This is a genomic window from Erythrobacter sp. S267 (assembly GCF_057365045.1).
This window is the reverse complement of record NZ_CP200298.1, coordinates 441,423-466,376: the sequence shown is the minus strand read 5'-3', so window position 1 is coordinate 466,376 and position 24,954 is coordinate 441,423. Positions and strand designations below refer to the sequence as shown.

Below are 24,954 nucleotides of genomic sequence, written 5' to 3'. Positions count from 1 at the left end.
TCGCTCTCTTACGGCGCGTAGCTGTTGCAGCCCCAGCGCCGGAAATTCGGCACGCGGGGACATTTGGAGACCTTGGTGATCCAAAGGTCAAAGATGCGCGGTTCACGCAGCGACGCGAAATATCCGATCACATGCATCGTAACCGGCACCATCATGAAACCGAGGACCCCCCAAATGCTGGTGAACAAGTGTGACAGGATCAGGAACGCAATCATCGACACCATGATGTTGATGATGAAGAATACTGCCGTCACGCCCATAAACATCTGCGGGCGGGTCAAAGTGCGGTGCACGGGATGGCGGATAAGGTCGCTCAAATGCTTAGACCCCGGCAATCGTTGCGACCAAGCGCGGCGCGCCAAAGATGATGAAGACGCCGATGATGACCGTGCCGCCATAGCGCCAGTTCATCCTTCCGGTGAGCATCATAAAGCCGACGCCTGCCACAGCCATCACCGCCACAGCTGTCGCGATGGGGCCAAGCAGAATGCCCTGCATCCATTGCAGCGCGCTGGTGATCGGGTCTCCGCCGGTCGTGTTGTTGGCGGTCTGAGCCAATGCCGCGCTCGGCATCACAGCCAGCGTCAGCAGAGCAGCGAAACGCGCAAAAGTCTCAGTCACAGATTGAAGAAGCGATTTCATTTGTGTGTCCATATCCTTCAAGACGGATTGCCCGGAGCTGACCCGCATTTATTGCGGTTCAACCCCAGAATGTTCGACCCGCGAATGATCGGAAAGCCGCCCCATGATGGCGGCGACATATTCGCGGGTTTCGCGGATGTTCGGAATGCCGTTCGCGCGGATGACCCGGCCCGGCCCTGCATTATAAGCTGCGAGCGCTTTCTCAAGATCACCGTCAAACCGGTCTAACTGCTCGCGCAAATAACGCGCCCCACCCTCCAGGTTCTGCATCGGATCATCGGGATCAACGCCCAGATCGCGCGCCGTTCCCGGCATCAACTGTGCAAGCCCCCTCGCTCCAGCGGGCGAAACGGCATTGGCACGCCACCGGCTCTCTTGCCACACAACCGCTTCAAGCAGGCTGGGGCTGAGGTCGAAACGCATGGCGAGTTCTTGGATCTTGGCCGCATATTCGGGTGGAATGTCCGCAGCATGCTCAGCTGTATCAGCGACGATGCGATCAGGGACGATCATCGCGCTCAAAGCGGTGCGCTCTTCCTCGGTCAGGAAGGTCTGGGACTGGTTGCTTGTTGCAGCATCGGCTTGCGTTTCGGGGCCACCAGCGACCCAGCGGGAACCTTGCGAACTCACTTCCAGAACGTCGGCCTGCGCGCTCGTAGCGCTCAAAGCAACAGCCACGGCAGCCACCATTGATGGGCCGGTCAGCTTTCGGGCAGTGCCTTGTCCACTCGCACGCGCGAGAATCATTAGCCGTTCTCCTGCTCCCCCCTTGTCTAGCCTAAATGACAGGGAGGTGACAGTCTTGGGCATGATGTGTGACGTCTTGGCGCTTCAGGGCACCCGAAGGAAGCGACGCAATATCGGGCGTTTACGGGTTGCGGTGACGCTTTGTATCATCTGGCAACGGCCTGTCTCGCGCCGCAAACAAAAGCGTTCAGCGCAAAACAAAAGGCGCGGGAGGACATGCCTCTCGCGCCTTTTGTTGAGGTGCTTTGTGCGTTTAGTCGCGCAGAGTCAGGCGGCCTGGCCGTTCGCCCTGAAACTCACCGCGTTCAAGCATTGAGAGAGCCCGGCGTGCAAGGCGGCGAGAATCGGTCGTGTCTCCGCTCGCGATTTCCAGATCGATCACATCGCGGCTGCGCATTGCAGCTTCGAAATTGGCCCGCGCTTCGCCGTCATTGCCGGTTTGCGCATGAGCAATGCCAAGATTGATCAGCAAAGCGGGATCACCCGGTGCCTGCTCAAGCTCAGCTTCAAGCATAGTGATAGCCTGCTCAGCCTGCCCTTCTGTCAGAGTTTGCGCTGCCAGATCAGCGTCTTCTTCCGCTGCATTTACGGGCGCATTTTGCGCGGCAAGCGGGGCGGTAAGGCAAAGGCCTGCAGCTGCGATGGCAGCGAGACCGAAAGTGCGTGTTGATGTGTAAGACATGCCAATGTCCTCCTTCTCGTTGCACGCTATATGACAGAAGTTTCTTTTGAATGCAACATAACTGTCACATTGTCATCGTTGCGACAATTTCACGCCATTTCCCTCCACCTTTCAGATGCTTATTTGACACGACGAACGCTCAAATTGTGACACTTAGGTGTCTTTCCTGAGGCAAAAGAGTCATATTTCGACTGTGTGACAAATGTGACGCAAAAAGCGGCGGCCCGAAAAAATTCTGTCATTTAGCAGCCCTAGCGAGGCCTCGCGTACCAAACGCGTACCAACCGATTCTCATGGTTTTTAGGGGACCGCTCGCTGTGAAAAGTATCCAACGCTCTCTCGTTCTTGGCGCTAGTCTTGTAGCTCTTGCTGGCTGCGGCGCTGATGAAATTGTTTCGCCCGGTACAAACGGCGACATCATCATCAACAATCCGACGCCGACGCCAACGCCGACCCCGACAGGCGGTACAGGCAGCGTGACCCCAGCAGCAGGTTGCCCAACCATCCTCACCCCAGGCGGCCTTACCGACGCTGGAACGATTTCTGGTCCGACTGGTGAATATCGCGTCTGCACCCTGCCCGCGACCTTTACCACCGACGACACCCTCCCCGCCATCGACGGCCTCGTCTACGAGATTTCCGATCAGGTTTCTGTTGGCGTCGATGAAGGCTTTGATGGCGGCGCCGGAGACATTGGCGAAGGTGTGAGCCTGACGATTGAGCCGGGCGCGATCCTTTTCGGGCAAGCCGCAAGCTTCCTGGTCGTTCCGCGCGGCAACCAGCTTTTCTCTGACGGCACAGAGACCAACCCAATCATCTGGACCAGCCGCGACAACATCCTCGGCATCGCCACCGATGCAAGCCAAGCCCAGTGGGGCGGCGTCGTTCTGCTCGGCCGTGGCCGCGTTTCGGATTGCTTCGACCAGACCTTCAACACCACGCCCGGCAGCTTCACCAATGACTGCCAGATGGAGCTGGAAGGCAATGCCAACACGATCCTGTTCGGCGGTGAGTTTGACGAGGACAGCTCGGGCTCCTTCACCTACAACCAGATCCGCTATTCGGGCTTCGAACTGCTGCAGGGCAGTGAACTTCAGTCGCTGACCACTGGCGGCGTAGGTTCAGGCACGACGATCAGTCACGTTCAGTCGTTCAACAGCTCTGATGATGGCCTTGAGTTCTTCGGCGGCACCTTCAACGCGAACAACATCGCGGTTGTCGGCGCATCGGACGATTCACTCGACGTCGACTCTGGCGCTCGCGTGAATGTTGAGACGGTTGTCGTCGTACAGCGCACCAACACTGGCGACAGCATTATCGAACTCGACTCACCGGGTAACGAGCAGCCGACACCGGCCAATGCGCTTCCGCAGTCGAACTTCCAGGTCAACAACGCGACCTTCGTCCAGCGCTCTTCGGCTTCGAGCCAAGCGGTGCGCGGTCGTGGCGGTGCCTCCCTCTCGCTCACCAACACAGTGATCGACGTGGACACAGCTGGCGATGTTTGCCTGCGTCTCGACGAAGACGACAACGTGACCAACACATCTGTCGACTCAACCGTGTGTGACGGCGACACCCGTCCATTCCGCGGGCCGACCGATGCGGCCGTTGAAGCGCAGGTCAATGCTGGCACCAACAACGACTTCCGCTTCACGCTGTCGCTGACCGGTGTTGTGAACGGTGCGAATGAGAACGGTGTCACGCCGTTCGATGCAACCGCGCGTTCTTCATTCTTCAGCAACTCCACCTTTGTCGGCGCGGTCGAGAGCGACCTCTCCACCGACTTTGGCGACTGGACCTGCAACTCGTCGATCCTCGACTTTGGCAGCGCCAGCGGAGCCTGCACCTCGCTGCCGACACCTTAAGGTCGCAGCGCTGAACTGATCCGGGAGGCGCCGCGCATCGACGTGGCGCCTCTCACTTCATCTAAAGAGAGCCATCTCGAGGCTCTGACCTTTTCAAGACCAAGCTAGCAAAGGGGCCTAGCACTATGTCCACCGGCACGCGTTTAGCAGGACTGCTGCTTCTCACCACGTCGCTCACTTTCCCGACCGCTCTCTACGCGCAGGACGCTGATCCTGCGCCTGAGGCTGATGAGCAGGAGACACCGCAAGACGTCGATGACGTTGACGAAGTTGGCGCGGAAGAGGACGAACAGGACGCGCCTGATATCTCCGTTCCTGGAGGCTCGGGCATCATTGTCACCGGCCGCCGCAACCGCAATCCTGAGCGTTCCTCCACACAGGTGCTGAGCGTTCTGTCGGCTGAAGACATTGCCCGAACCGGCGAAGGCGACATTGCCGGCGCTCTGGGCCGCGTCACTGGTCTGTCGCTGGTCGGCGATGGCCGCGTCTTTGTGCGCGGTCTTGGCGATCGTTACTCACTCGCGCTGCTCAACGGCCTCCCCTTGCCCAGCCCCGAGCCGCTCAGCCGCGTGGTTCCGCTCGACATTTTCCCGACCAATGTCATCGCCTCTTCGCTGGTTCAGAAGACCTATTCGGCCAACTACCCGGCAGAGTTTGGCGGCGGCGTCATCAACCTCACCACCAAGGCTGTACCGGTTGAGGATTTCCTATCCGTCGGTTTCAGCGTCAGCGGCGATACCGAGACGACCTGGCAGAACGGTCTGACCTATTCCGGTTCCGACCTCGATTCCTTCGGCTTTGACACCGGCAACCGCGACGTGCCGCCCAATCTGCAAGCTTTTCTCGACAGCGGAGAGCGCATCGGTGCAACCTCAATCGCGGTGCAGGAAGGCATCGCCGGAGAGCTTTTCCCGACCAACCTCGTGACCCTGCAACGCGTTGGCACACAGCGTCCCAACTTCTCCGGCTCGATCACCGGGGGCCTCTCGTTTGAGCTGGGCGAGGACACGTTCCTCGGCATTATCGCCACCGCTTCGATCAAGAACAGCCTGCGAAACCGTTCGGTTCTCACGCAGAATGGCGGCACAACGCTCGAAGAAGTTCTCCAGCAAACCGAGACCTTCATCACCGATGAGAACGTGCTGGTGAACGGCCTGCTGAGCTTCGGCCTCGACTTCGGTCCCCACACCGTTCGCTGGACCAACCTATACATCCGCGACACGCTGAAGACGGCGCGCCTGTCGGAAGGCTTCGACATCTTCCCTGGCGAGGTCGGCTTCGACTTCATCGACCAGCAAACCGCCTGGTTCGAACGCCAGCTGATGGACACGCAGTTCGTGGGCGAGTTCGACTTTGACCGCTTCGGCGTCGACGTTCGCGCTGGCTATGCGCGGACCGACCGTGAGGCTCCGTTCAACACCAACTTCAGCTACACCCGCACCAACTTCTCCGGCAACCAGTTCGGCGATCTGTTCGTGGCGTATTTCAACCAGCTCTCAGACGCTGGCATCTCGACCGCTTCGTTCGACGATCTGAAGGAAGAGCTGTGGTTCGGCAGCATCGACCTGTCCTACGAAGTCACTGACAATTTTGAGCTGATCGTCGGCGGTTCCTATTCCGACACTGATCGCCGCTCGTCGAGCCGTGAGTTCCGTCCGTTTATCTCGCCCGATCCCACAAGCGGCAATGGGCTTGGTGAAACCGCTGCGACGGCTCTCGGCCTTCGCCAGCCGGGCCTCATCATCAACGATGCGACGCTCGAAGGCTTCACTGTCACTGTAACCGAAGCGACCCCGTTCCCGGTTTTCGATGCAGCGCTGGAGGTCCAGGGCTATTACGGCATGTTCCGCTGGCTTCCGACCGATACGCTCACGCTAGAAGGCGGCCTTCGGTATGAGGAGGCGGCTCAGTTCGTGAACCTCGACCAGACGGTCTTCAACACACCGATCACCGGTGCGTCGCCGACCGACATTCAGAACGACTATCTGCTGCCATCAGGCACGATCACCTGGGAAGCGATGCCTGACCTGCAATTGCGCCTGTCGGCCTCCCAAACCATCGCCCGTCCGCAATTCCGCGAGCTGGTTGAGCAGAGCTACTTCGACCCTGAATCGAACCGTCGTTTCCGTGGTAACCCGTTCCTTCAGGACAGCGAATTGCTGAACTTCGAAGCCCGCGCGGAGTACTACATTGACGGTGTCTCTCGCGTCAGCCTCGCTGGTTTCTTCAAAGAGATCGACAACCCGATCGAAAACTTCCTCTCGCTCGCCTCGGGCCGGATCCAGACCAGCTTCGCCAACGCGCCGTCGGCGGAGCTGTTCGGGGCGGAGCTCGACTTTGTCTATGGCATCGACCTCTACAATCTGGGAGGCAGCTGGTTTGAGACCAAGCAGCTCCTGTTCCTTGCGAACTACACCTACACCCAGTCAGAGATCAGCGTGGGTGAGGACGACATCGCACCGATCCCGGGAAGTCCGAACCAGTCGGCCTTCAACCTGTTCGACGATGGCGCTCCGCTGGTTGGCCAGTCCGACCACATCGCCAACTTCTCGATCGGGATCGAAGACACCGAGAAGACCCAGCAGTTCACCTTCCTCGTCAATTACGCCAGCGAGCGTGTCACCCTGCGTGGCGGTTCTCTGCCGGATGTGGTCGAAGCGCCTGGCCTGACGGTCGACTTCGTCACCCGCTACGAGGTTGAACTCGGCATCCCGATGGAGCTGAGCTTTGAAGTGCGCAACATCTTCGGCCGCGACAATTTCGAGTTCCAGGAGCTGAACGGCAACCGGGTCGAGATCAACTCGTTTGACGTCGGCACCTCGGTCTCCTTCGGGATCAAGGCGGACTTCTAAGACTTAGCTCGCCAAGCTGACCGTAGAGGTCGGCGGGAGAGCCATACCCATTCCAGTAGGGGCCTTGGGGCGGTAATGCGCTTCCAAGGCCCTTACTTCATCTGCGCTCAGCGTGATGTCGAGCGCGGCCACGGCGGCCTCGATATGATGCGGTTTGGAGGCGCCTATGATGGGCGAAGCGACGGACGGCTTGGTGAAGTGCCATGCGAGCGCAAGGCTCGCCATCGCCTCCCCGCGCGCCTCGGCGAGGTCTGCCAAGGCGTTGACGGTCGCATCGTCGGCGGCATCCTCAGGGTAGATGACCTTGCCAAAGCCATCGGTCTTGCTGCGCACCGTCTCCTCGCCCAAGGGCCGCGCCAGCCGGCCGCGCGCCAGCGGGCTCCATGGGATCACGCCGACACCCTGATCTTCGCAAAGGGGCAGCATTTCGCGCTCCTCCTCGCGGTAGAGGAGATTGAGCTGGTTCTGCATGGAGATGAAGCGAGTCCAGCCGTTCGCCTTGGCCACCTCCTGCGCCTTGGCAAACTGCCACGCATACATCGAGGACGCGCCGATATAGCGCGCTTTGCCCGCTTGTCTGATGTCGTGCAGCGCCTCCATCGTCTCCTCGATCGGGGTCGAATCGTCCCACCGGTGGATCTGGTAGAGGTCGATGTAATCCATGCCGAGCCGCGTTAGGCTGTCATCGACCGCCTGCATCAGCGCCTTGCGGGAAAGGCCGCCGGTATTGGGAGTGCCACCGCGCCACGGGATGTAGGCCTTGGTCGCGACCACGATCTCATCGCGCTTTGCCATCTCTTTAAGCAGCTTGCCGGTGATCTCTTCCGAGGTGCCTCCGGAGTAGCCATTGGCCGTGTCGAAGAAGTTGATCCCGGCTTCCAGAGCTTGCTTGAAGAAGGGGCGGCTCTCTTCCTCACCCAGCAGCCAGTCGCCATGCCAGCCCTTGGTCGTATCGCCATAGGTCATGCAGCCAAGGCAGAGGCGGGAGACCTCCAATCCGGACGTTCCCAAACGGGTGTATTTCATCGCGATATCCCTTCCTGATTGGCCGGTGCCTGACACACTGATCCTAGGCGTTTGAAGAATCCTCCAATCCCCTCAAGCTCATGAAAAATATAGAGAAAGGCGCAAATGGAGTGGTTCAAGGTGTGACTTTTCATTTCGTTGGTGTTCGCAGGCAAAAAAGAGCCCTGGATGACCGGGATAGCAGGCTCGACGAGCGTAGGAAAACGCCCCTCGCGCAGCCACCTGCATCAAGCCAGAGTCATCCCGCCATCGACCACCAGCGTCTGCCCGGTCATGTAGGAGCTCATGGGCGAGGCGAGGAATAAGGCCGCGCCCGCCATTTCCTCTGGCGTTCCGGGACGGCGCATAGGGATGCCGGAGACCATGGCTTCCAACCGCTCGGGATGGTCGGTCATGATCGACGTCATCTTGGTGGGCACCAGTCCGGGAGCGATGCCGTTCACGCGGATGCCCTGTTTGGCCCACGCCACGCCAAGCGTTTTCACAAGGCTCGCCGCACCCGCTTTGGAGGCCGCATAGGCCGGATTGCCGATCACTGCGCTGAACGCCGCGACGGAGGAGATGACGATCATCGTCCCGCCCGTATGCTCCAGCGCCGAATGGAACGCGCGCGCCACATCCATAACCGAGTTGAGGTTCACATCGACGACCTCATCCCAGCCATCTTGACCAAACTCCGCCCGCCCATAGCGCACGAGGCCTTGGCACTGGATCAGCACATGAGGCTCGAGCATTTTGTCCGGCAGAGCATCAACAGCCGCCCGGTTGGTCACATCGAGCTGGTGGTAGGTGAGGCCGCTAAAGTCGCTATCCTCCGCCTCCAGATAATCCCCCGCATCAGGCCGAGTGCCGGTGACGATCACTTCGCCTCCGTGAGCGCGGAAGGCCTGCGCGATGCCATTCCCAATCCCGCCCGAGCCTCCGATGACGAGGATACGTTTGCCGGTGAAGTCGAGTGGGTTGGTCATGATTTCTCTCTATCAGCGTCGCCCCGTGCTTGACACGGGGCTTGGCTATCTTTTGATCGATACGATGGCAAAGGGTGGCTGGGTATACATTATGGCAAACCGCTATCGAGGCGGGATGTATGTTGGCGTCACCGCCAATCTGCTCGCCCGAACGCACCAGCACCTCGAAGGAACTGGCTCCATCCATGTGCGTGACTTCGGCAAAACACGACTTGTGTTCGCCGAGCGCCATGACACGATTGAAAGTGCCATCGCCCGCGAAAAGCTCGTTAAGAAATGGAAACGCGAGTGGAAATTTGCCTTGATCGAAGATGAAAACCCAGAGTGGGATGACTTGCGGGACGCTTGGTTTGGCGTTGACCAAACAGCAAAGTAGCCGAGCCCCGTGTCAAGCACGGGGCGACGGTGCGAGCAAATACCAACCACCGCATTTGACCTCAAATCTCCCGGCTCACGACTTCCTTCATGATCTCGCTTGTCCCGCCGTAGATGCGTTGAACGCGGGCGTCTCGCCAAAGCCTCGCGATGGCGTATTCGTTCATGTAGCCCGCGCCGCCGTGGAGTTGGAGGCAGGCGTCGACCATCTCCCATTGCATCTCGGTGTGCCAGAGCTTTGCGGCGGAGGCCTCTCCGGTGGTCAGCTCTCCGCGCAGGTGCCGGGCGATGGCCCAGTCGAGATGCGCCCAGCCGACTTGCAGTTTGGCTTGCAGGTCGGCGAGCGTGAACTTGGTGTTCTGGAACTGGAAGATTGTGGTGCCGAACGCCTTGCGATCCTTGGTGAACTTCACCGCTTCGTCAAACGCACGCTGAGCTCCGCCCATAGCGCTGACCGCGATGGAAAGGCGCTCCTGCGGCAGCTCTTCCATCAAGTGGATGAAGCCGCTGCCTTCGCCGCCCAGAATGTTGGCCTTGGGCACGCGTACATCGGCGAAGAACAGCTCGGACGTGTCCGCCGAATGCTGCCCGATCTTGTCGAGATTGCGGCCGCGCTGAAAGCCGGGAGTGTCCGCATCGACCAGCACCAGCGAGGTGCCTTTCGCTCCAGCGCTCGGATCGGTCTTGGCGACGACGATCACCACGTCGGCGTTCTGGCCGTTGGTAATGTAAGTCTTCGAGCCGTTGATGATAAGGTGATTGCCATCTTCAATCGCGGTGGTCTTGATCCCTTGCAGGTCAGACCCCGTCCCCGGCTCCGTCATCGCAATCGCGGTGATGATATCGCCCGAGACCATGCCGGGGATGTATTTGGCCTTCTGCTCCGGGCTACCGAGCCGCTCGAAATAGTTGACGGTGATATCATTCTGGAGCGTAAATCCGGCGGAGGAACCCATATAGGCTAGCTCTTCAGCCAGCACGCAGTTAAAGCCGAAATCGAGGCCCAGCCCGCCATTCTCTTCCTTGACCGTCGGACACAACATCCCCGCCTCACCCAGCGCCTTCCAAGCCTTACGTGGGACGATGCCGTCTGCCTCATGGTCGTCGAGATAGGGCTCCATATGCTCGGCGAAGACTTTGCGAACGGTATCGCGGAAGGCTTCGTGATCTTCGTTGTAAGCCGTGCGGTGGGCGGTTTGCAGCATTGCGGATAGTCTCTCTCATTGGGTCTAAGTTGCGTGCAGCAACTGACCTCAGAGAGACGGCAATGTAAAGGGGTGAGTGGCCGGGCCTCAGCCCACGAAAGCCCGTTCGATGACGAATTGGCCGGGCTTGCTATTCGCCCCCTCTTCGAAGCCGCGGGCTTCCAGATCGGCGGCGTGGTCTTTGATCATGGCCATCGATCCGCAAAGCATCACGCGGTCGTTTTCGGGGTCAAAATGCTTCGGACCTTTGGAGTCCTTGAACAACCGGCCATCATCGATCAGCACCTGGATACGGTCGGTCGTGTGGAAGTCTTCCCGCGTCACGGTCGGCACATAGATCATGCGCGCCCGGTCCTCGTCTTCAAGTAGCGGATCGCCTTCAAGCTTGCTTTCGAGGAGATCGCGATAGGCAAGATCAGCCACGCGGCGGACGGAGTGGACGACGATGACCTCGTCGAACATCGCATAGACTTCCGGATCGCGAACCAGGCTCATGAATGGGGCAAGACCCGTACCGGTGGAGAGCATGAACAGCCGTTTGCCGGGCAGCAGCGCGTCCGTGACGAGCGTCCCCACCGGCTTCTTGCCGAGATAGATCGGATCGCCGACCTTGATGTGTTGAAGGCGCGAGGTCAGCGGGCCGTCAGACACGATGATGGAGAGGAACTCCAGCTCCTCGTCATAGGAGGGACTGGCGACCGAGTATGCGCGCAGCAGCGGCTTGCCGTCTTCCTTGGGCAGACCGATCATGATGAACTCGCCCGAGCGGAAGCGGAAGCTAGCCGGGCGGGTCATCTTGAGCGTGAAGAGATCGTCGTTCCACTGGTGAACGTGGGTGATCGTCTCAACGGTCAGAGCGCCGCTTTCCTGAAACGCCTCACGGGGCGGGATAGGAGCTGTGATTGCAGTATCGGTCAAAGTCGTGGCCTTCGGGAAATTCGTGTCTGCGGGCGTAATTGCGCCCTGTGATTGCGTGGCCAAATGGCGATTTTACGCCTCCGCATCAAGGTAGAATAAAGTTGGAGGCGTAAAGCGCGGCTTGATGAGCGCACGCTTTACGCCTCCGACAAAGTCCATTGCGGTGAGGCTTAGTTCCAGCCCGAACGGTCGAAGATCTCCACCGCCTCACGCTGACCAGCGCCGATCGTGGCAGCGTTTAGAGTGTCGGGGCGGAAAGTGCCCATTTCTTGCAAGGCAGCGTTGCCCTCCATGCCAATGGCTGCGGGATATTCGTTGTTGCCGTCCGCGAAGTAACGCTGTGCGCTTTCGGAGGTCAGATATTCCAGAAACGCGATCGCATTCTCGCGGTTAGGGGCATTCGCAACCACGCCTGCGCCCGAGACATTGACGTGCGTGCCGTTCTCGCCCTCGCCCTGATCGGGGAAGATCACGCCGATGGAATCGAAAATCGCGCGCTGCTCTGCGTCTCCACCGGCAAAGCGGCCGAGATAGTAGGAATTGACGACCGCGATGCGGCACTCACCCAGCGCCGTGCTTTCGATCTGCGCTGTGTCATTGCCTTGCGGTTCACGCGCGAAGTTGGCGACGACGCCCTTGGCCCATGCCTCGGCCGCCTCGGGCCCTTCATTGGCGATGATCGCTGAAAGCAGCGAGATGTTGTAGATGTTGGAGGAGGAGCGGATGCAGATGTCGCCGCGCCATGCCGGATCAGCGAGGTCCGCATAAGTGTCGAGCCCTTCTGGCACGCCCGCTTCCTTATTGTAGATGATGACGCGCGCACGGGTGGAGAGCCCGAACCACAGGCCATCGGGGTGGCGCAAATGTTCGGGCAGTCGCTCGGCAATCAAATCGGAATCGACAGCGGAAAGGATGCCGGCTTCCTCAGCGCGGTAGAGGCGGCCCACATCGACCGTGATGAGCATGTCGGCGGGCGAGAACTCGCCTTCGTTCTGGACGCGTTCGATCAGAGCATCGGCCTCGGCCTCGATCAGGTTGACCTTGATGCCGGTTTGCTCAGTGAAGTCCTCATACAGCGCCAGATCGGTGTCGTAGTGGCGCGCGGAGTAGACGTTCACTTCTTCGTCCGCAGTCTCAGCACAGGCCGTCACAGTGAGCGCCGCGAGACTTACGAGAATCAGTTTCTTCATGGATTAGCCCTTCCGTTTCTTATTGCGAGCCGTTTGCAATAAAGCGCAGGCGAACGCAAGCGCTGATTTAGCGTGAGGCTCTATTGGCGTGGAAAAGCGCGGATGCTGCCGACGCGCGGGACGACGCGATATTTGCGCCCCTCTTCGACCGGAGAAGTGGTCTGGACCGTGATCTCCTCGCCTCCCGATCCGATCAGGAGCACACGACTGGCCACACCCAACGGATGAACGTCGAGCACGTCGAGGCCGGCTTCGTCAGGCTCGCAATCGAGCGTTTCGGCGTGAATGAGGAGGTCGAGCGCGCTTTGCTCCGGCACCTCTCCCGCAACGCTCGCAATCGGCCAGATGCCGAGCGCGCTGGTCAGAGTGTCGCCAGCGCGGATCGCTTCGAGCACCTGCGCGCCGCCGAAGATCGATCCGACCGCGGCGGTGGCTGGACGCTCGTGCAAATCCTCCGGCGTGCCCACTTGCACGATCCGGCCTGCGTCCATCACCGCGATCTGATCGGCAACGTCAAGCGCTTCCTCAGGGTCATGCGTCACCATCACCGTGGTCGCGCCGCGCTCTTTCAGCAGCCGCCGACAATCGCGCCGCAGCCGCCGCCGCAGGACGATGTCGACGCTCGCAAAGGGTTCATCCATCAGCAGGACTTGCGGACGCGGGGCCATGGCGCGGGCGAGCGCTGCACGTTGTTGCTGGCCGCCGGAAAGCTCATGCGGGAAACGCGCGCCCAGCCCTGCAAGACCGACGCGCTCAAGCCATTCCTCAATCGAAACATCCGCCGCCGCATCCATCCCGAAGGCGATGTTGTCGGCGATGGTCATATGCGGAAACAGAGCGCCGTCTTGAAAAACAAGGCCGATGGGGCGAGCTTCAGGCGGAGGATTGTGCGACGGGTCTGCGATCATCTCGCCTGCCACATGCACGCTGCCCTGTTGCAGCTTGAGCAGCCCCGCCGCCAAGTTCAGCAAGGTTGACTTTCCGCAGCCGGACGTCCCAAGCAGACAAGTAATCTTACCCGTAGGCGCGGTGAAGGCGATGTCGTGAAGCGCCTGTTCCTCGCCATAAGCATGGGCAATATGTCGAAACTCAAGGCTCAAAATCTGGTCCTGCCTGGCACGATTGTGTGGTCTGTCTTGCAAGTGTGCATGGCCAGATGAGCGCTGTATTGCAACCTACAAGCCCTCAAGTGCGCCCGAGCATCCTGCCCGACGGCTGGACATTGGGCGCCTTGGCCATCGCCGCGCTGGCGGTGCTCCCAATCCTCGCCATCGTCATCTCCGCTCCTGCCGGCGGGTTCGAGGCGATAACCCACCTCGCCAGCACTGTGCTGCCGAATTACGTGCTCAACACCGTGCTTCTGATGGCGCTGGCCGGAGGGCTCGCCGTGATCGTCGGCACAGGCTGCGCATGGCTGGTGGCCGCGACGCGTTTTCCGGGGCGCACAATATTCGCATGGGCGCTGGTCCTCCCGCTCGCTGTGCCCGCCTATATTGCGGCCTATATCTATGCCGACCTACTCGATTTCGCAGGCCCCGTGCAGAGCGCCCTGCGAGGGGTCACCGGTTGGACCGCCGCCGATTATGCCTTCCCGCAAATTAGATCCCTGCCCGGAGGTGCCTTCGTCCTCGGCATCGTCCTTTACCCATATGTCTACCTCTTCGCCCGCGTGGCCTTTGCGACGCAGAGTGCGCGTCAATTCGCCGCCGCCCGGTCACTGGGAGCCTCACCTTTGCGCGCTTTCCGCACAGTCGCCTTGCCCACCGCACGGCCTGCGATAGCGGGAGGATTGGCTCTGGTGCTGATGGAAGTGCTCGCCGACTTCGGCGTCGCGCAATATTTCGCGATCCCCACTTTCAGCACCGGCATCTTCCGCAGCTGGCTCGCGATGGGCGACAAGCAAGCGGCGCTGAAGCTGGCGGCGGTCATGCTGCTGTTCGTCATCGCACTAGTGGTGTGGGAGGCTCGAACGCGATCAGGCCGCACATCGAGCAAGGATGGCCTTGCAGAGGGTGAAGCGCTGGTGGAGCTTTCGCCTTTGGGCAAAGCGCTAGCCGTTGTCGCCTGCGCACTGCCGGTGATACTCGGCTTTGCGCTTCCCGCCGCGCATCTCGCTACACTTGCCTTGAGCGAGACGGCCATCGCCTCGGCGACAAACCCCGTCACCAATGTCTGGGACTATGTCACAAACAGCGTTGTGCTTGGTCTTGCCGCGTCTGCACTGTGCTGTGTCGCAGCTCTGGTGCTCGCCTTTGCCAAGGTGCGCTCGGACAGCAAGCTGGTGCGCGCTGGCATCCGGGTCTCTACCCTTGGCTATGCGCTGCCGGGTGCGCTGCTAGCGGTCGGCCTGCTCGCACCCCTCGGAGCCTTCGACATCGCCCTAACCCGCACTCTACGCGACAGCTTCGGCTATGGTGGAGGGCTGGTGCTGACGGGTACGAGCATCATCCTTGTCTACGCATTGGGCGTGCGGTTTCTGACGGTCGCCTACAATTCGGTCGATGGCGGCATGAGCGCAATTCCGCCATCGCTCGACGCCGCGGCGCGCTCGCTCGGCGCCAAACCCACCCGCGTCCTGCGCCGCATCTATGCGCCGCTGCTCTCTCCCAGCCTAGCCGCCGCCGCTGCGTTGGTCTTCATCGACACGGTGCGCGAGCTGCCAGCAACCTTGATCCTGCGGCCCTTCAATCTCGAGACGCTCGCGACCCGCACCTACCGCCTTGCTTCAGATGAGCGGCTGGTCGAAGCCTCAATCCCAGCCCTGATCCTGCTCGCCGCCGGATTGCTGCCGGTTTTGCTGCTGACGCGGACCGGAAAGCGCTGAACTGTCCCAAATCGCGCAAGTGTCAGGCGAAATTGTCACTTTAGCTTGTCCAACTCGCCTAGAGGGTCCAAAAGAGCCTTGTTATGGCAAGGTTTCCTTTCTCCGCTATCGTCGGTCAGGACGAGATGAAGCAAGCGCTGCTGATCGCGGCGATCGACCCCAGCATTGGCGGCGTGATGGTTTTCGGCGACCGCGGCACAGGCAAAAGCACCGCCGCGCGCGCGCTTGCTGGCCTGCTCCCGCCGATCACAGCGCACCAGAATTGCGCCTATGGCGGTTCCAAGGAAGACGCGGTTCGCTATCCCGAAATTTGTGGCGGAGGCCCACTTCGCAAGCGGCCCGTTCCTTTTGTCGACATGCCACTGGGCGCGACCGAGGACCGGGTGATCGGATCGCTCGATCTCGAACGCGCTTTGCGGTCAGGCGAGAAGGGCTTTGAGCCGGGGCTGCTGGCGAAGGCCCATCGCGGGTTCCTTTATATTGACGAGATCAACCTGCTCGAAGACCACTTGGTCGACCTGCTGCTCGACGTGGCAGCATCGGGCGAGAATGTGGTCGAGCGTGAAGGTCTATCCGTGCGCCACCCCGCCCGCTTTGTCCTCATCGGCAGCGGCAACCCTGAAGAAGGCGAGCTGCGCCCCCAATTGCTCGACCGCTTTGGGCTCTCAGTGGATGTCCGAACGCCGGAGGATATTGAAACCCGCGTCGAAATCATGCGGTTGGTCGCGGCGAATGAGCGTGACCCCGAAGCCTTCGCGGCCAAATGGGCGGACGAAGACACGAAGATCCTCAAACAGATCGCGCGCGGCAAGACCAAACTCGCCAAGCTGGAGCTGGGCGAAGACGTCCTCACTGACGCCGCGCATTTGTGCATGGCGGTGGGCGCTGATGGCCTGCGCGGAGAGCTGACCCTTATGCGCGCGGCACGGGCTTTGGCAGCGCTGAAAGGCGCACGTTCGGTCAAGCGCGAACATCTAATCGCCGTCGCTCCCTCGGCCCTGCGCCACCGTTTGCGCCGCGATGTGCTGGATGAAACCGGATCGACAGTGCGCATATTGCGTGCGCTTGACGAGCTGTTCGGGTGAGCCCCGAGCCATCTGATCCGCTCCAACCCGACCCGCTTTGGCAGGCCGTCCTCGCCGCCCGGCTCTTCGCCACTGCCCCGGCACGGTTTGGAGGAATGGTCCTGCGCGGAGCCTCTCCGGCGCGCGATGCTCTGGTCGAGGCGATCTCCGACACGCTCCCCTGCCGCCGCCTGCCCGGCCATGTCGACGATGAACGCCTGCTCGGCGGGATCGACATTGCGGCCAGCCTTGCAGCGGGCAAACCGGTTGAGACACGCGGGCTACTCGCCGAGGCCGTGGGCGGCGTGCTGATCGTGCCCATGGCGGAGCGGTTGGACGAAGGCGTTGCGGGACGGCTGGCTCAGGCGTTGGACGATCGCAAAGTGGCGCTGGTGCTGCTCGACGACGGGATCGAGCCTGAGGACGCGCCCCCAGTGACATTGACCGAGCGAATGGCCTTTCTGTGCGACCTTAGCGCGTCGCGCGAATGGCGCGGGGTGGCGTTGGAGTTGACCCAGAACCTCTCCGAACCCGCACCCCTAGACGACGATGCGCTCGCCAGCCTTGCCGCGACAGCTGCCGCGTTTGGTGTCCATTCGGTCCGCGCGCTGCTCCATGCCAGCGAAGTCGCGCTTGCCCATGCGGCGGTGCACGAGCGAGAGACTGCGACCCGCGCTGATCTCGAAACCGCCGTGCGCCTGACCCTCGCTCCGCGCGCAACGCAACTGCCGCCTCCGCCAGACGAAGAGCCGCCACCGCAAGAGGAGGAACCGCCTCCCCCGCCGCCCGAGAACACCGACACCCCCGATGACAACGACATGCCCTCGCCTGAAGAATTGCAAGAGCTGCTGGTCGAGGCTGCCGCCGCCTCGATCCCGCGCGATCTGTTGGAGCAGCTCGCCAAGGGCAACGCGCCCAAACGCGGCGCGGCTGGCACGGGTCAGCGGCGCAAATCGGGGCTGCGCGGGAAACCGCTGGGCGCACGTCCGGGTATGCCGAGGGGCGGCGCAAGGCTTGCTCTGATCGACACTCTGCGCGCGGCGGTGCCGTGGCAGGAGGTGCGGCGCAGAGAGGCGGGCTCCGACCCGGATGCGCCGATCCTGATGCGGAAAGACGACCTGCGCGTCCGCCGCTTTGATGAGAAAGCCGCACGGGTCACGATCTTCGCCGTCGATGCGAGTGGCTCTGCTGCCGCCGCGCGTCTGGCCGAGGCCAAGGGCGCGGTCGAGCTGATGCTGGCGCAGGCCTATGTCACCCGCTCCGAGGTCGCGCTGGTCGCTTTCCGGGGCGAAACGGCTGAGCTGCTGCTCCCTCCGACCCGCTCACTCACCCGCGCCCGCCGCGCGCTGGCTGAGCTGCCCGGAGGAGGCGGCACGCCGCTTGCCATGGGTCTGAATGCGGCACGCGAAGTGGCGGCTGCGACGGTCCAGAGAGGTCGCACGCCTAGCCTCGTCGTGCTGACCGACGGACGCGCCAATCTCGACGCTGAGGGGCAGCCGGGCCGCAAGCAAGCAGGCGAAGACGCCGAAGCCGCGGCCAAGGCCATCGCCCGCTCCGGCGTAGATGCTCTGGTCGTTGACATCGCCCCGCGTCCGGGCCGCGAGGGACCCGCGCTCGCCTCCGCCATGCAGGCCCGCTATCTCGCTTTGCCCCGTGCCGATGCGAAGGCGCTGCACAAGGCGATCTCGGAAAACTCAAGAGAAATGGCATGAGCCGCCCTTTGGACTGGGAGCGCGAAGGACGCATCTGGCCCAATCGCGACGCGTCGAGTTTTGTAAAAAGTGGCCCCGCCCGCTGGCATATCCAGCGTTTCGGAGAAGCCGGTAAGCCGCGTCTGCTCCTGCTCCATGGCACCGGAGCCTCAGTCCATTCGTGGCGCGATCTGGCTCCCACGCTTGCAGACCAGTTCGAAATCCTCGCCTGTGACCTGCCGCGTCATGGCTTTACGCAAGGCCACCCTCCCGAGGATATGTCGCTGCCGCGCATGGCAAACGCGGTGCAACGCCTGCTGGAAGATCAGGACTTCGCGCCTGACCTTATCGCCGGCCATTCGGCGGGCGCAGCTTTGGCGCTCCAGATCGCGCTCGACCACCATTATCGCGGGCCTGTCGTCGGGCTGAACTCGGCCCTTCGCCCCTTCCCCGGACCCGCCGCTCAGATTTTCCCCGCGATTGCCAAGGTCCTGTTCGTGAACCCTTTCGTCCCGCGCATCTTCTCTGCGGCTGCCAGTTTCGGGAGTGAGGGAGAGCGGTTCATCGCCCGCTCGACCAATTCGAACATCGATGACGTCGGGCTCAAGTGCTACACCACGCTGCTCAAGAACGCCCGCCACACCAAAGGCGCGCTGGCGATGATGGCGAATTGGGACTTGCCGACCCTCCGCACGCAGATGGGCGAGATCACCAATCCAATCCTGCTGCTCCATTCTGAAGGCGATACGACCATCCCGCTCGACTGGGCGGAAGAAGCACACGGATGGCTTGCGACATCGCGCCTTGAAACCCTGCCCGCTCTCGGCCATCTCGCTCACGAAGAGGCGCCGGAGCAGGTCGCAAGCCTGATCGCCGCTTTCGCTGAGGAGACGCTGGGAGCAGAAGCATGATCGAGAACTTCACCGAAAACTTCGGCTGGATCGAAATCGCGCTGTTCTATGGCATCGCTATCGGCGTGTGCTTTTGGCAATGGGCCAAGATGCGCCGCGAGGTGCGCGAAATGCGGGTCGAAAGAGAGGCGCGTGAGGCTGAGGAGAAAGCCGCTGCACAAAAGGCGGACGAGGCCGAAGCCTCTTAGCCTATCAAACAGGCTTCCTCGGCATCCTAAACGGCAGCATGAACTGCACCACGCGGCTATCGAAGCGCCGCATATCGAGGCTTTCCTGCACCGCGACCACCTCTTCGCCATAAAGCTTTGTCGCCAATTCAGAGCGCGCGTAGAAGGGCGTGTCCTCCCATGTCCGACGCACTGAGGCGGTGCCGATTTCGGAGCGTGTGCTGCGATCTATCCGCCAGCCGCTTTTGGGCAGAGGCGCGATGGCAGGCAGGTCGACCTCGACTGGCACAGCTTCGGCATCAAAGCGGATGGCGCTTGCAAAGACAGAGCCATCGCCGCGCTCGCCCTCATAGCAGACAACCGCGCCGCGTTTCATATGCGCGCGTGACCAATGCCAGGTGTTAAAGCCGCTCTCCAGCGGTTCACGTCCGCGATTGTGGTCGAAATAGCCCTCCCCGCTCCATGAGAGGCCGGGCTCCTGCATATCGACCTCAATTCGGGCGCGCGGAGCCATGCAGTGCCAAATGTGGTTCTGCTGCGGGTCGAGCGCGAAACTCGCGCGGTTCAAGGCCTCGGGATAGACCTTTACGGTGCCCGCCACGCGCCGGTGGATCGGGTTGAACAGCCGCGTGTCACGCTCCTCAATCTCTATCGTCAGCGCATCGCCATCCCAGCGCACATTGCTCGCCCCGATGGTCAGATCATGGGCGTTGCGAGTGACGTTCCCCCGGGGTCGCTCATGCATCACCCAACGGTGCTGCGGGCCATAGAGCGCCACGTTCAAGGAGCAGTGATCCATCGGGTCGCCCCGCCCCGAACGCTTGTAATAGGGTGAGAAAACGCTCCCCAAAAAGGCGATGATCGTCAGCCCGTGGCGCCCGTCCGCGCTGATGGCATCGACGTACCACCAGGAATAGCCACCCGGCTCGATCTCCATGTCGAAACGTGGTCCGCTTCCAGTGTCCTCGCCGCGAGCAGCCCGGACAAGGCGGCCATCGGGACCCCGGCCGAAGGGTGCGTTGCCCCGCCCGCGCAATAGAGGCCCTTGATCCGCGTCGTCGGCCCTTGCCGCTGAAAGGACGCTGCCGATCCGTGAGACGCTCTGCCATAGAGAGCCCCGCCCGTTGCCGGGAACAGCTGCTCCCATGAGTTCGGCGTCGCCAGCTGGTGCGGCATGTCCGCCTCCAGCGTGAGCCCGCATCGCTCGAGCGTGGCTCTCATCTGAGCTGTGCATTGGGCTTTCTCCTTGTCTGAGTAGGAATGGGTGTCGCCATCAGCGGGCGCGTTGACGATGATTTGGATGCGTTCACGGTTCTGCTCACCGCGCGTGACGTTTGCGCCGCCAAGCTTGGCTGAGCGATCGATGGCGCAGATGTAGACGGAAGGGTGGGACGGGCTCGTTCCGCCCGCGATCTCGTCGAATTCCCGCCTGTAGTCGCGCGAGAAAAAGACGTTGTGGTGCGAGAGGTCAAAGCCGGAAGTGTTCGTATGCGCGAACCACACATTGGCGGAGAGCGAGCGTTTGGCAGGTGGCAGAGGTTTGACTGCGCGGGTAGCTAGCCCTCCGAACTTGCCAGTCGCAATCGCATTGGGATCACCGTTGCATATTACCGCATCGGCTTGGAGCACCTCACCACTGGCGAGCCCGACGCCGCTGGCCGCGCCGGACGCGTCTGTGAGGATTTGAGTCACCTGCTCGCCCATTCGGAACGCCGCGCCTTTGCTCTCACCCAAGGTCCGTAACGCCTTGGCCAGCGCGTTGATCCCGCCCTCGATCAGCCACACGCCGGTCGCCTCAACATGGGCGATCAACATAAGGGTTGCGGGCGCGGCGAAGGGGGAGGAACCGCAATAGGTGGCATAGCGTCCGAACAGCTGGCGCAGGCGCGGATCAGGGAAGAACCCTCCGAGCGCACCCCACATGCTCTGATGCGGACGCATGGCGAGGAAGTCGTGAACGCGCCAAAGGCCGATGCGCCACAGCAGCGGCAGCGGTGTCGAGACGTTGTCCCCGCGCATCATTGGCTTGTCCAAGATGTCGTGCATCCGGTGCGTCGTGTGGCGAAACTTGCGGTAGAGCTGCGCGGACTTGGTCCCGGCAAAGTCGCCAATCGCCTCCTCGCTGCGTTCCGGATCGGCATAGAGGTCGAGTCGTTCTTCCGGGCTCCACGCATGGCGCGCGATCACCTCGCTGCGGGAGAGGTTGACGTAATCGTCCAGCCGCGCGCCGCATTCGGCGAAGATGCCGTCAAAGACATCGCGCATGGTGAAGACGGTGGGGCCGGCGTCGATCTCTTGCCCGTCGACGGTCACTCGCCGCGCCTTGCCGCCCACTTGGCGCTCTTTCTCGACCACGGTCACATCATATCCGCGCGCGGAAAGCTGAGCGGCGCTGGCCAGCCCACCCATTCCGGCTCCGATGATGATGACCCGCTTCGTCATTGATCCAACCGCGTGTCCGCTCCCTCTTTACCCCGTCACGACCCGAGATAATGACCCGAGTCCCGCGAATATGATTGACGCAACACTAGCATGTGTCCAATCATTTGGACATATGCAGTGTCATTGTTGCTTTTCAAATGGCTATTGAGGGATCGAACCACCCCTGGCGTGTGCGGCTGGCCGCGCGGCGCAACCGGCTGTTTGCCTCGCCCAAATTCCAATATTGGGCGGCCAAGCTGCCGCTGACCAACTGGATCGCGCGGACACGGGCGCGCGAGGCGTTCGACGTGCTCGCGGGCTTTTCCTACTCACAGATATTGCGCGCCTATGTGGAGAGCGGCCTGTTCGACATCCTGGAGGGCGGGCCGATTGGTCATGCCGAGGTCGCAGCAAAGCTGGAGCTGAGCGAGGACGCTACTCTCACCCTGCTGCGGGCAGGCCGTGCGCTGCGCCTCTCCGAAGCGCCCGCACTCGACCATTGGATGCTGGGCGAGCAAGGCGCGGTTCTGGGCGCCGACAAAGGCGCACAGGCGATGGTTCGACACCACCGGCTGCTCTATGCCGACCTCGCCGATCCGATGGAGCTTTTGCGCCGCGACCGCAAAGAGCCGACGCAGCTCTCACGCTATTGGTCTTATGCCGGCGCCCTGCACGGCGCGGCCGAGCGCGGCGAGGACACAGCGGAATATTCCGAGCTGATGGCAACTTCCCAGCACTTCGTTGCTGATCAGGTTCTCGCCAGCTTCCGCTTCCCCGCCAATGCTAAGCTGCTCGACGTGGGCGGAGGGCACGGCGCGTTTCTCACCCGTATGGGAGAGGCGAATCCGGACCTCCACCTCGGCCTGTTCGACCTGCCCGAAGTGGCCGAGCAAGGCGCGGCCATCCTGCGTGGCCGCTTTGGCGATGCCCGCGTCAGCGCGCACCCGGGCAACTTCTTTGAGAGCGACATTCCCACCGGCTACGACCTCGTCAGCCTGGTGCGGATCCTGCACGACCACGATGACGAGCCCGCCTCCCGCTTGCTCGCCAACATCCGCAAGAGCCTTGCCCCCGGCGCACGCCTGCTGATCGCCGAACCGATGGCCCAGGCGCGCGGGGCAGAGGGCATGGGAGAGGCGTTCTTCGGCATGTATCTGTGGGCAATGGGCTCTGGCCGCCCGCGCAGCGCCGAGACGATTGCTGCGATGGCGCGCGCCGCAGGTTTTTCCCGCACTCGCTTCATCGCAACCCCGCAACCGATCAACGCCAGTCTCGTTCTTGCACATGCTTGACACAAATAGTGTCTGCTTAAGTTGACACTTGTATGTGTAAGGCGTAGCAAACCCCTGAGAGAAAGTATCTCTTGCCGCAGGGGCGAGTCGTAGGGATCCGACTTAACCGCTTGAAAAAGGGGAAATGAGAGGGCCATGGACACACTTGCCGTCATACTTGAGGGACCGGAGCGTTTGGCGCTCCAGACTCTCGAGTTGAATCCGGTGGGTGCGGACGATGTCCTCGTCGAAATCGCCTGGAGCGGGATCAGCACCGGAACCGAGAAATTGCTGTGGAGCGGCCAGATGCCGAAATTCCCCGGCATGGGTTATCCGCTGGTGCCCGGTTACGAATTTGTCGGACGCATCATCGACGCAGGCAGCAACACCCGTGTGCGGATTGGCGAATGGGTGTTTGTCCCCGGCTCAAACGGATTTGCCAATGCGCGCGGATTGTTTGGTGGAACCGCCAGCCGCGTTGTCCTCCCCTCCGCCCGCGCACTTTCTGTGCCGGAACATTTGGGTTCTGACGGCGTGCTTTGCGCGCTGGCCGCCACCGCGCTTCACGCGATCAATGGCGGCACGGCTCCCGACCTTATCATCGGCCACGGCGTGCTGGGACGACTGCTCGCGCGCCTGACTATCGCATCGGGAGCGCCTGCGCCTACCGTTTGGGAAAAGAGCGAAGGCCGGCAGGCCAGCCTGGATGGCACGCCGCTTGGCTACACTGTCACGACGCCAGAGAGTGACCCGCGCACTGACTACGCCTCGATCTACGATGCGAGCGGCGATGCAGGACTGTTCGACACGCTGATCGGGCGCCTGGCCAAGGGTGGGGAGATAGTCCTTGCAGGCTTCTACTCTGATCGCATCAACTTCGCCTTCGCGGCTGCCTTTATGAAAGAAGCGCGGATGCGGATCGCCGCCGAATGGCAGCCTGATGATGCAGCGCAAATGCATGGAATGCTGCGCGACGGCTTGCTCAATCTATCCGGCCTCATTTCAGATCACAGCCCCGCCGCCCGCGCGTGCGAGGCCTATCCGCGGGCCTTCAGCAATCCCGATTGCCTCAAAATGGTCCTCGATTGGAGTGGCACCGAATGACAATGCTAGAAGATCAAACCCAAGCCTTGCGCGATGAAGCGGCTCAGGAACCCGATCCGGTCCACACCGGAGAAGCGACCAGTGAGACGCAGGTCATCGCGATCTATGGCAAAGGCGGTTCAGGCAAAAGCTTCGCGCTCTCCAATCTCAGCTACATGATGGCGCAGCAAGGCAAACGCGTGCTGCTGATCGGCTGCGACCCCAAATCGGACACGACCAGTCTGCTGTTTGGCGGCAAGAGCTGCCCGACCATCATCGAAACCTCTTCCAAGAAGAAGCTCGCCGGCGAAGACGTCTCAATCGAAGACGTGTGCTTCCAGCGCGACGGCGTCTTCGCGATGGAATTGGGCGGACCCGAAGTCGGTCGCGGTTGCGGCGGACGCGGGATCATCCACGGGTTCGAGCTGCTGGAAAAGCTGGGCTTCCATGAATGGGGCTTTGATTACGTCCTGCTCGACTTCCTTGGCGATGTTGTTTGCGGCGGCTTCGGCCTGCCGATTGCCCGCGACATGTGCCAGAAAGTGATCGTGGTCGGATCGAACGACCTGCAGTCGCTCTATGTCGCCAACAATGTCTGCCATGCGGTTGAGTACTTCCGCAAGATGGGCGGCAATGTCGGCGTGGCTGGCATGATCATCAACAAGGATGACGGAACTGGCGAAGCGCAAGCCTTTGCCGACGCGGTCGATATTCCGGTGCTGACAGCAATCCCGGCGGACGAAGACATCCGCCGCAAGAGCGCAAATTACCAGATTATTGGAAAGCCGGGCGGCGAATGGGCCGGGCTCTTTGAAGAGCTTGCCAAGAACGTCGCTGAGGCGCCGCCGCGCCAACCCTCTCCTCTCGACCAGGATGGCCTGCTCGACCTGTTTTCACCCGAAGAAACGGGCGGAAATGTCGAACTGATCCCGGCCACCCAGGCCGATATGCGCGGCGGAGTTTTCGAAGAAAAACCGTCACTTGAAGTGATTTACGACGAGGTCTGAAACTGACTGATCTGCCCGCCTCTAACGCGACACGCGCACCAGACA

Annotated in this window: 23 protein-coding genes; 11 read left to right on the top strand and 12 right to left on the bottom strand. The window is 61.6% G+C overall.

What is annotated here, in order from left to right; all coding sequences use genetic code 11:
- Positions 1–8 precede the first annotated feature (8 nt).
- The 4 genes from AC0V6X_RS01970 to AC0V6X_RS01955 all read right to left on the bottom strand — a co-directional run bounded on the left by AC0V6X_RS01970 (position 9) and on the right by AC0V6X_RS01955 (position 2,071).
- On the bottom strand, positions 9–317 hold the full coding sequence (locus tag AC0V6X_RS01970) for a VirB3 family type IV secretion system protein (RefSeq protein WP_486182914.1): 309 nt from the start codon (positions 315–317) through the stop codon (positions 9–11).
- Positions 318–321: 4 nt separating this feature from the next.
- Positions 322–642, bottom strand: a complete 321-nt coding sequence (locus AC0V6X_RS01965; protein WP_486182913.1) for a TrbC/VirB2 family protein — start codon at positions 640–642, stop codon at positions 322–324.
- Between the two features lie 48 nt (positions 643–690).
- A complete protein-coding gene (locus AC0V6X_RS01960; RefSeq protein WP_486182912.1) occupies positions 691–1,389 on the bottom strand; it encodes a lytic transglycosylase domain-containing protein in 699 nt (232 codons plus the stop codon).
- Positions 1,390–1,642: 253 nt separating this feature from the next.
- Positions 1,643–2,071 (bottom strand): tetratricopeptide repeat protein, encoded by a 429-nt coding sequence (locus AC0V6X_RS01955; RefSeq protein ID WP_486182911.1) that lies wholly within the window; start codon positions 2,069–2,071, stop codon positions 1,643–1,645.
- Positions 2,072–2,388: 317 nt separating this feature from the next.
- Between AC0V6X_RS01955 and AC0V6X_RS01950 the strand changes: the two genes are divergently transcribed.
- Together AC0V6X_RS01950 and AC0V6X_RS01945 are read left to right on the top strand one after the other, a co-directional pair.
- Complete coding sequence (locus tag AC0V6X_RS01950) at positions 2,389–3,936, top strand: hypothetical protein (RefSeq protein WP_486182910.1); 1,548 nt, start codon at positions 2,389–2,391, stop codon at positions 3,934–3,936.
- Between the two features lie 125 nt (positions 3,937–4,061).
- Positions 4,062–6,788 (top strand): TonB-dependent receptor domain-containing protein, encoded by a 2,727-nt coding sequence (locus AC0V6X_RS01945; RefSeq protein ID WP_486182909.1) that lies wholly within the window; start codon positions 4,062–4,064, stop codon positions 6,786–6,788.
- A gap of 3 nt (positions 6,789–6,791) precedes the next feature.
- Here AC0V6X_RS01945 and AC0V6X_RS01940 read toward each other — a convergent pair whose 3' ends face one another.
- Complete coding sequence (locus tag AC0V6X_RS01940; RefSeq protein WP_486182908.1) at positions 6,792–7,814, bottom strand: aldo/keto reductase; 1,023 nt, start codon at positions 7,812–7,814, stop codon at positions 6,792–6,794.
- Positions 7,815–8,041: 227 nt separating this feature from the next.
- On the bottom strand, positions 8,042–8,782 hold the full coding sequence (locus AC0V6X_RS01935; protein ID WP_486182907.1) for an SDR family NAD(P)-dependent oxidoreductase: 741 nt from the start codon (positions 8,780–8,782) through the stop codon (positions 8,042–8,044).
- A gap of 64 nt (positions 8,783–8,846) precedes the next feature.
- Between AC0V6X_RS01935 and AC0V6X_RS01930 the strand changes: the two genes are divergently transcribed.
- Positions 8,847–9,158, top strand: coding sequence for a GIY-YIG nuclease family protein (locus AC0V6X_RS01930; protein ID WP_486185498.1), 312 nt, complete (start codon positions 8,847–8,849; stop codon positions 9,156–9,158).
- A gap of 61 nt (positions 9,159–9,219) precedes the next feature.
- Here the strand turns inward: AC0V6X_RS01930 and AC0V6X_RS01925 are convergent, their stop codons facing one another.
- From AC0V6X_RS01925 to AC0V6X_RS01910, 4 genes are all read right to left on the bottom strand, one after another.
- Positions 9,220–10,362 carry an acyl-CoA dehydrogenase family protein gene (locus AC0V6X_RS01925; protein ID WP_486182906.1) on the bottom strand — a complete coding sequence of 381 codons (1,143 nt, stop codon included), beginning with the start codon at positions 10,360–10,362 and terminating at the stop codon, positions 9,220–9,222.
- Positions 10,363–10,449: 87 nt separating this feature from the next.
- Positions 10,450–11,280, bottom strand: coding sequence for a ferredoxin--NADP reductase (locus tag AC0V6X_RS01920; protein WP_486182905.1), 831 nt, complete (start codon positions 11,278–11,280; stop codon positions 10,450–10,452).
- 170 nt (positions 11,281–11,450) lie between these two features.
- The gene (locus AC0V6X_RS01915) at positions 11,451–12,470 is read right to left on the bottom strand and encodes a Fe(3+) ABC transporter substrate-binding protein (protein ID WP_486182904.1); all 1,020 of its coding nucleotides are present in this window, start codon (positions 12,468–12,470) and stop codon (positions 11,451–11,453) included.
- Positions 12,471–12,550: 80 nt separating this feature from the next.
- A complete protein-coding gene (locus AC0V6X_RS01910) occupies positions 12,551–13,570 on the bottom strand; it encodes an ABC transporter ATP-binding protein (protein WP_486182903.1) in 1,020 nt (339 codons plus the stop codon).
- 89 nt (positions 13,571–13,659) lie between these two features.
- Here AC0V6X_RS01910 and AC0V6X_RS01905 point away from each other — a divergent pair, with 89 nt between their 5' ends.
- The 5 genes from AC0V6X_RS01905 (at position 13,660) to AC0V6X_RS01885 (ending at position 19,148) form a co-directional block, all read left to right on the top strand.
- Positions 13,660–15,294: an ABC transporter permease gene (locus AC0V6X_RS01905; protein WP_486182902.1), complete on the top strand. Its 1,635-nt coding sequence runs from the start codon at positions 13,660–13,662 to the stop codon at positions 15,292–15,294.
- A gap of 83 nt (positions 15,295–15,377) precedes the next feature.
- Positions 15,378–16,379 (top strand): magnesium chelatase ATPase subunit I, encoded by a 1,002-nt coding sequence (locus tag AC0V6X_RS01900; protein WP_486182901.1) that lies wholly within the window; start codon positions 15,378–15,380, stop codon positions 16,377–16,379.
- Positions 16,376–18,070, top strand: a complete 1,695-nt coding sequence (locus AC0V6X_RS01895) for a magnesium chelatase subunit D (protein ID WP_486182900.1) — start codon at positions 16,376–16,378, stop codon at positions 18,068–18,070. The genes AC0V6X_RS01900 and AC0V6X_RS01895 overlap by 4 nt, the downstream gene beginning before the upstream one ends.
- Positions 18,067–18,960 (top strand): alpha/beta fold hydrolase BchO, encoded by an 894-nt coding sequence (gene bchO / locus AC0V6X_RS01890; protein ID WP_486182899.1) that lies wholly within the window; start codon positions 18,067–18,069, stop codon positions 18,958–18,960. Before AC0V6X_RS01895 ends, bchO begins: the two co-directional genes overlap by 4 nt.
- The gene (locus AC0V6X_RS01885) at positions 18,957–19,148 is read left to right on the top strand and encodes a hypothetical protein (RefSeq protein ID WP_486182898.1); all 192 of its coding nucleotides are present in this window, start codon (positions 18,957–18,959) and stop codon (positions 19,146–19,148) included. The genes bchO and AC0V6X_RS01885 overlap by 4 nt, the downstream gene beginning before the upstream one ends.
- A 4-nt stretch (positions 19,149–19,152) precedes the next feature.
- On the opposite strand, the gene AC0V6X_RS01880 is transcribed toward AC0V6X_RS01885, so the two are convergent.
- Together AC0V6X_RS01880 and crtD are read right to left on the bottom strand one after the other, a co-directional pair.
- Positions 19,153–20,064 (bottom strand): hydroxyneurosporene dehydrogenase, encoded by a 912-nt coding sequence (locus AC0V6X_RS01880; protein WP_486182897.1) that lies wholly within the window; start codon positions 20,062–20,064, stop codon positions 19,153–19,155.
- On the bottom strand, positions 19,992–21,569 hold the full coding sequence (gene crtD / locus AC0V6X_RS01875) for a 1-hydroxycarotenoid 3,4-desaturase CrtD (RefSeq protein WP_486182896.1): 1,578 nt from the start codon (positions 21,567–21,569) through the stop codon (positions 19,992–19,994). Before crtD ends, AC0V6X_RS01880 begins: the two co-directional genes overlap by 73 nt.
- A gap of 137 nt (positions 21,570–21,706) precedes the next feature.
- Here crtD and AC0V6X_RS01870 point away from each other — a divergent pair, with 137 nt between their 5' ends.
- From AC0V6X_RS01870 to AC0V6X_RS01860, 3 genes are all read left to right on the top strand, one after another.
- Complete coding sequence (locus AC0V6X_RS01870) at positions 21,707–22,840, top strand: methyltransferase (protein ID WP_486182895.1); 1,134 nt, start codon at positions 21,707–21,709, stop codon at positions 22,838–22,840.
- Positions 22,841–22,975: 135 nt separating this feature from the next.
- On the top strand, positions 22,976–23,923 hold the full coding sequence (bchC, locus tag AC0V6X_RS01865; RefSeq protein WP_486182894.1) for a chlorophyll synthesis pathway protein BchC: 948 nt from the start codon (positions 22,976–22,978) through the stop codon (positions 23,921–23,923).
- On the top strand, positions 23,920–24,909 hold the full coding sequence (locus AC0V6X_RS01860) for a chlorophyllide a reductase iron protein subunit X (RefSeq protein ID WP_486182893.1): 990 nt from the start codon (positions 23,920–23,922) through the stop codon (positions 24,907–24,909). The genes bchC and AC0V6X_RS01860 overlap by 4 nt, the downstream gene beginning before the upstream one ends.
- Positions 24,910–24,954: the final 45 nt, after the last annotated feature.

Bases quoted from the DNA above. Each gene is read 5' to 3' on its own strand.
- AC0V6X_RS01965 (WP_486182913.1), bottom strand. From the start codon at position 642: ATGAAATCGCTTCTTCAATCTGTGACTGAGACTTTTGCGCGTTTCGCT.
- AC0V6X_RS01960 (WP_486182912.1), bottom strand. From the start codon at position 1,389: ATGATTCTCGCGCGTGCGAGTGGACAAGGCACTGCCCGAAAGCTGACC.
- AC0V6X_RS01955 (WP_486182911.1), bottom strand. From the start codon at position 2,071: ATGTCTTACACATCAACACGCACTTTCGGTCTCGCTGCCATCGCAGCT.
- AC0V6X_RS01945 (WP_486182909.1), top strand. From the start codon at position 4,062: ATGTCCACCGGCACGCGTTTAGCAGGACTGCTGCTTCTCACCACGTCG.
- AC0V6X_RS01940 (WP_486182908.1), bottom strand. From the start codon at position 7,814: ATGAAATACACCCGTTTGGGAACGTCCGGATTGGAGGTCTCCCGCCTC.
- AC0V6X_RS01935 (WP_486182907.1), bottom strand. From the start codon at position 8,782: ATGACCAACCCACTCGACTTCACCGGCAAACGTATCCTCGTCATCGGA.
- AC0V6X_RS01930 (WP_486185498.1), top strand. From the start codon at position 8,847: ATGGCAAAGGGTGGCTGGGTATACATTATGGCAAACCGCTATCGAGGC.
- AC0V6X_RS01925 (WP_486182906.1), bottom strand. From the start codon at position 10,362: ATGCTGCAAACCGCCCACCGCACGGCTTACAACGAAGATCACGAAGCC.
- AC0V6X_RS01915 (WP_486182904.1), bottom strand. From the start codon at position 12,470: ATGAAGAAACTGATTCTCGTAAGTCTCGCGGCGCTCACTGTGACGGCC.
- AC0V6X_RS01900 (WP_486182901.1), top strand. From the start codon at position 15,378: ATGGCAAGGTTTCCTTTCTCCGCTATCGTCGGTCAGGACGAGATGAAG.
- bchO (WP_486182899.1), top strand. From the start codon at position 18,067: ATGAGCCGCCCTTTGGACTGGGAGCGCGAAGGACGCATCTGGCCCAAT.
- AC0V6X_RS01885 (WP_486182898.1), top strand. From the start codon at position 18,957: ATGATCGAGAACTTCACCGAAAACTTCGGCTGGATCGAAATCGCGCTG.
- AC0V6X_RS01880 (WP_486182897.1), bottom strand. From the start codon at position 20,064: ATGGAGATCGAGCCGGGTGGCTATTCCTGGTGGTACGTCGATGCCATC.
- crtD (WP_486182896.1), bottom strand. From the start codon at position 21,569: ATGACGAAGCGGGTCATCATCATCGGAGCCGGAATGGGTGGGCTGGCC.
- AC0V6X_RS01870 (WP_486182895.1), top strand. From the start codon at position 21,707: ATGGCTATTGAGGGATCGAACCACCCCTGGCGTGTGCGGCTGGCCGCG.
- bchC (WP_486182894.1), top strand. From the start codon at position 22,976: ATGGACACACTTGCCGTCATACTTGAGGGACCGGAGCGTTTGGCGCTC.
- AC0V6X_RS01860 (WP_486182893.1), top strand. From the start codon at position 23,920: ATGACAATGCTAGAAGATCAAACCCAAGCCTTGCGCGATGAAGCGGCT.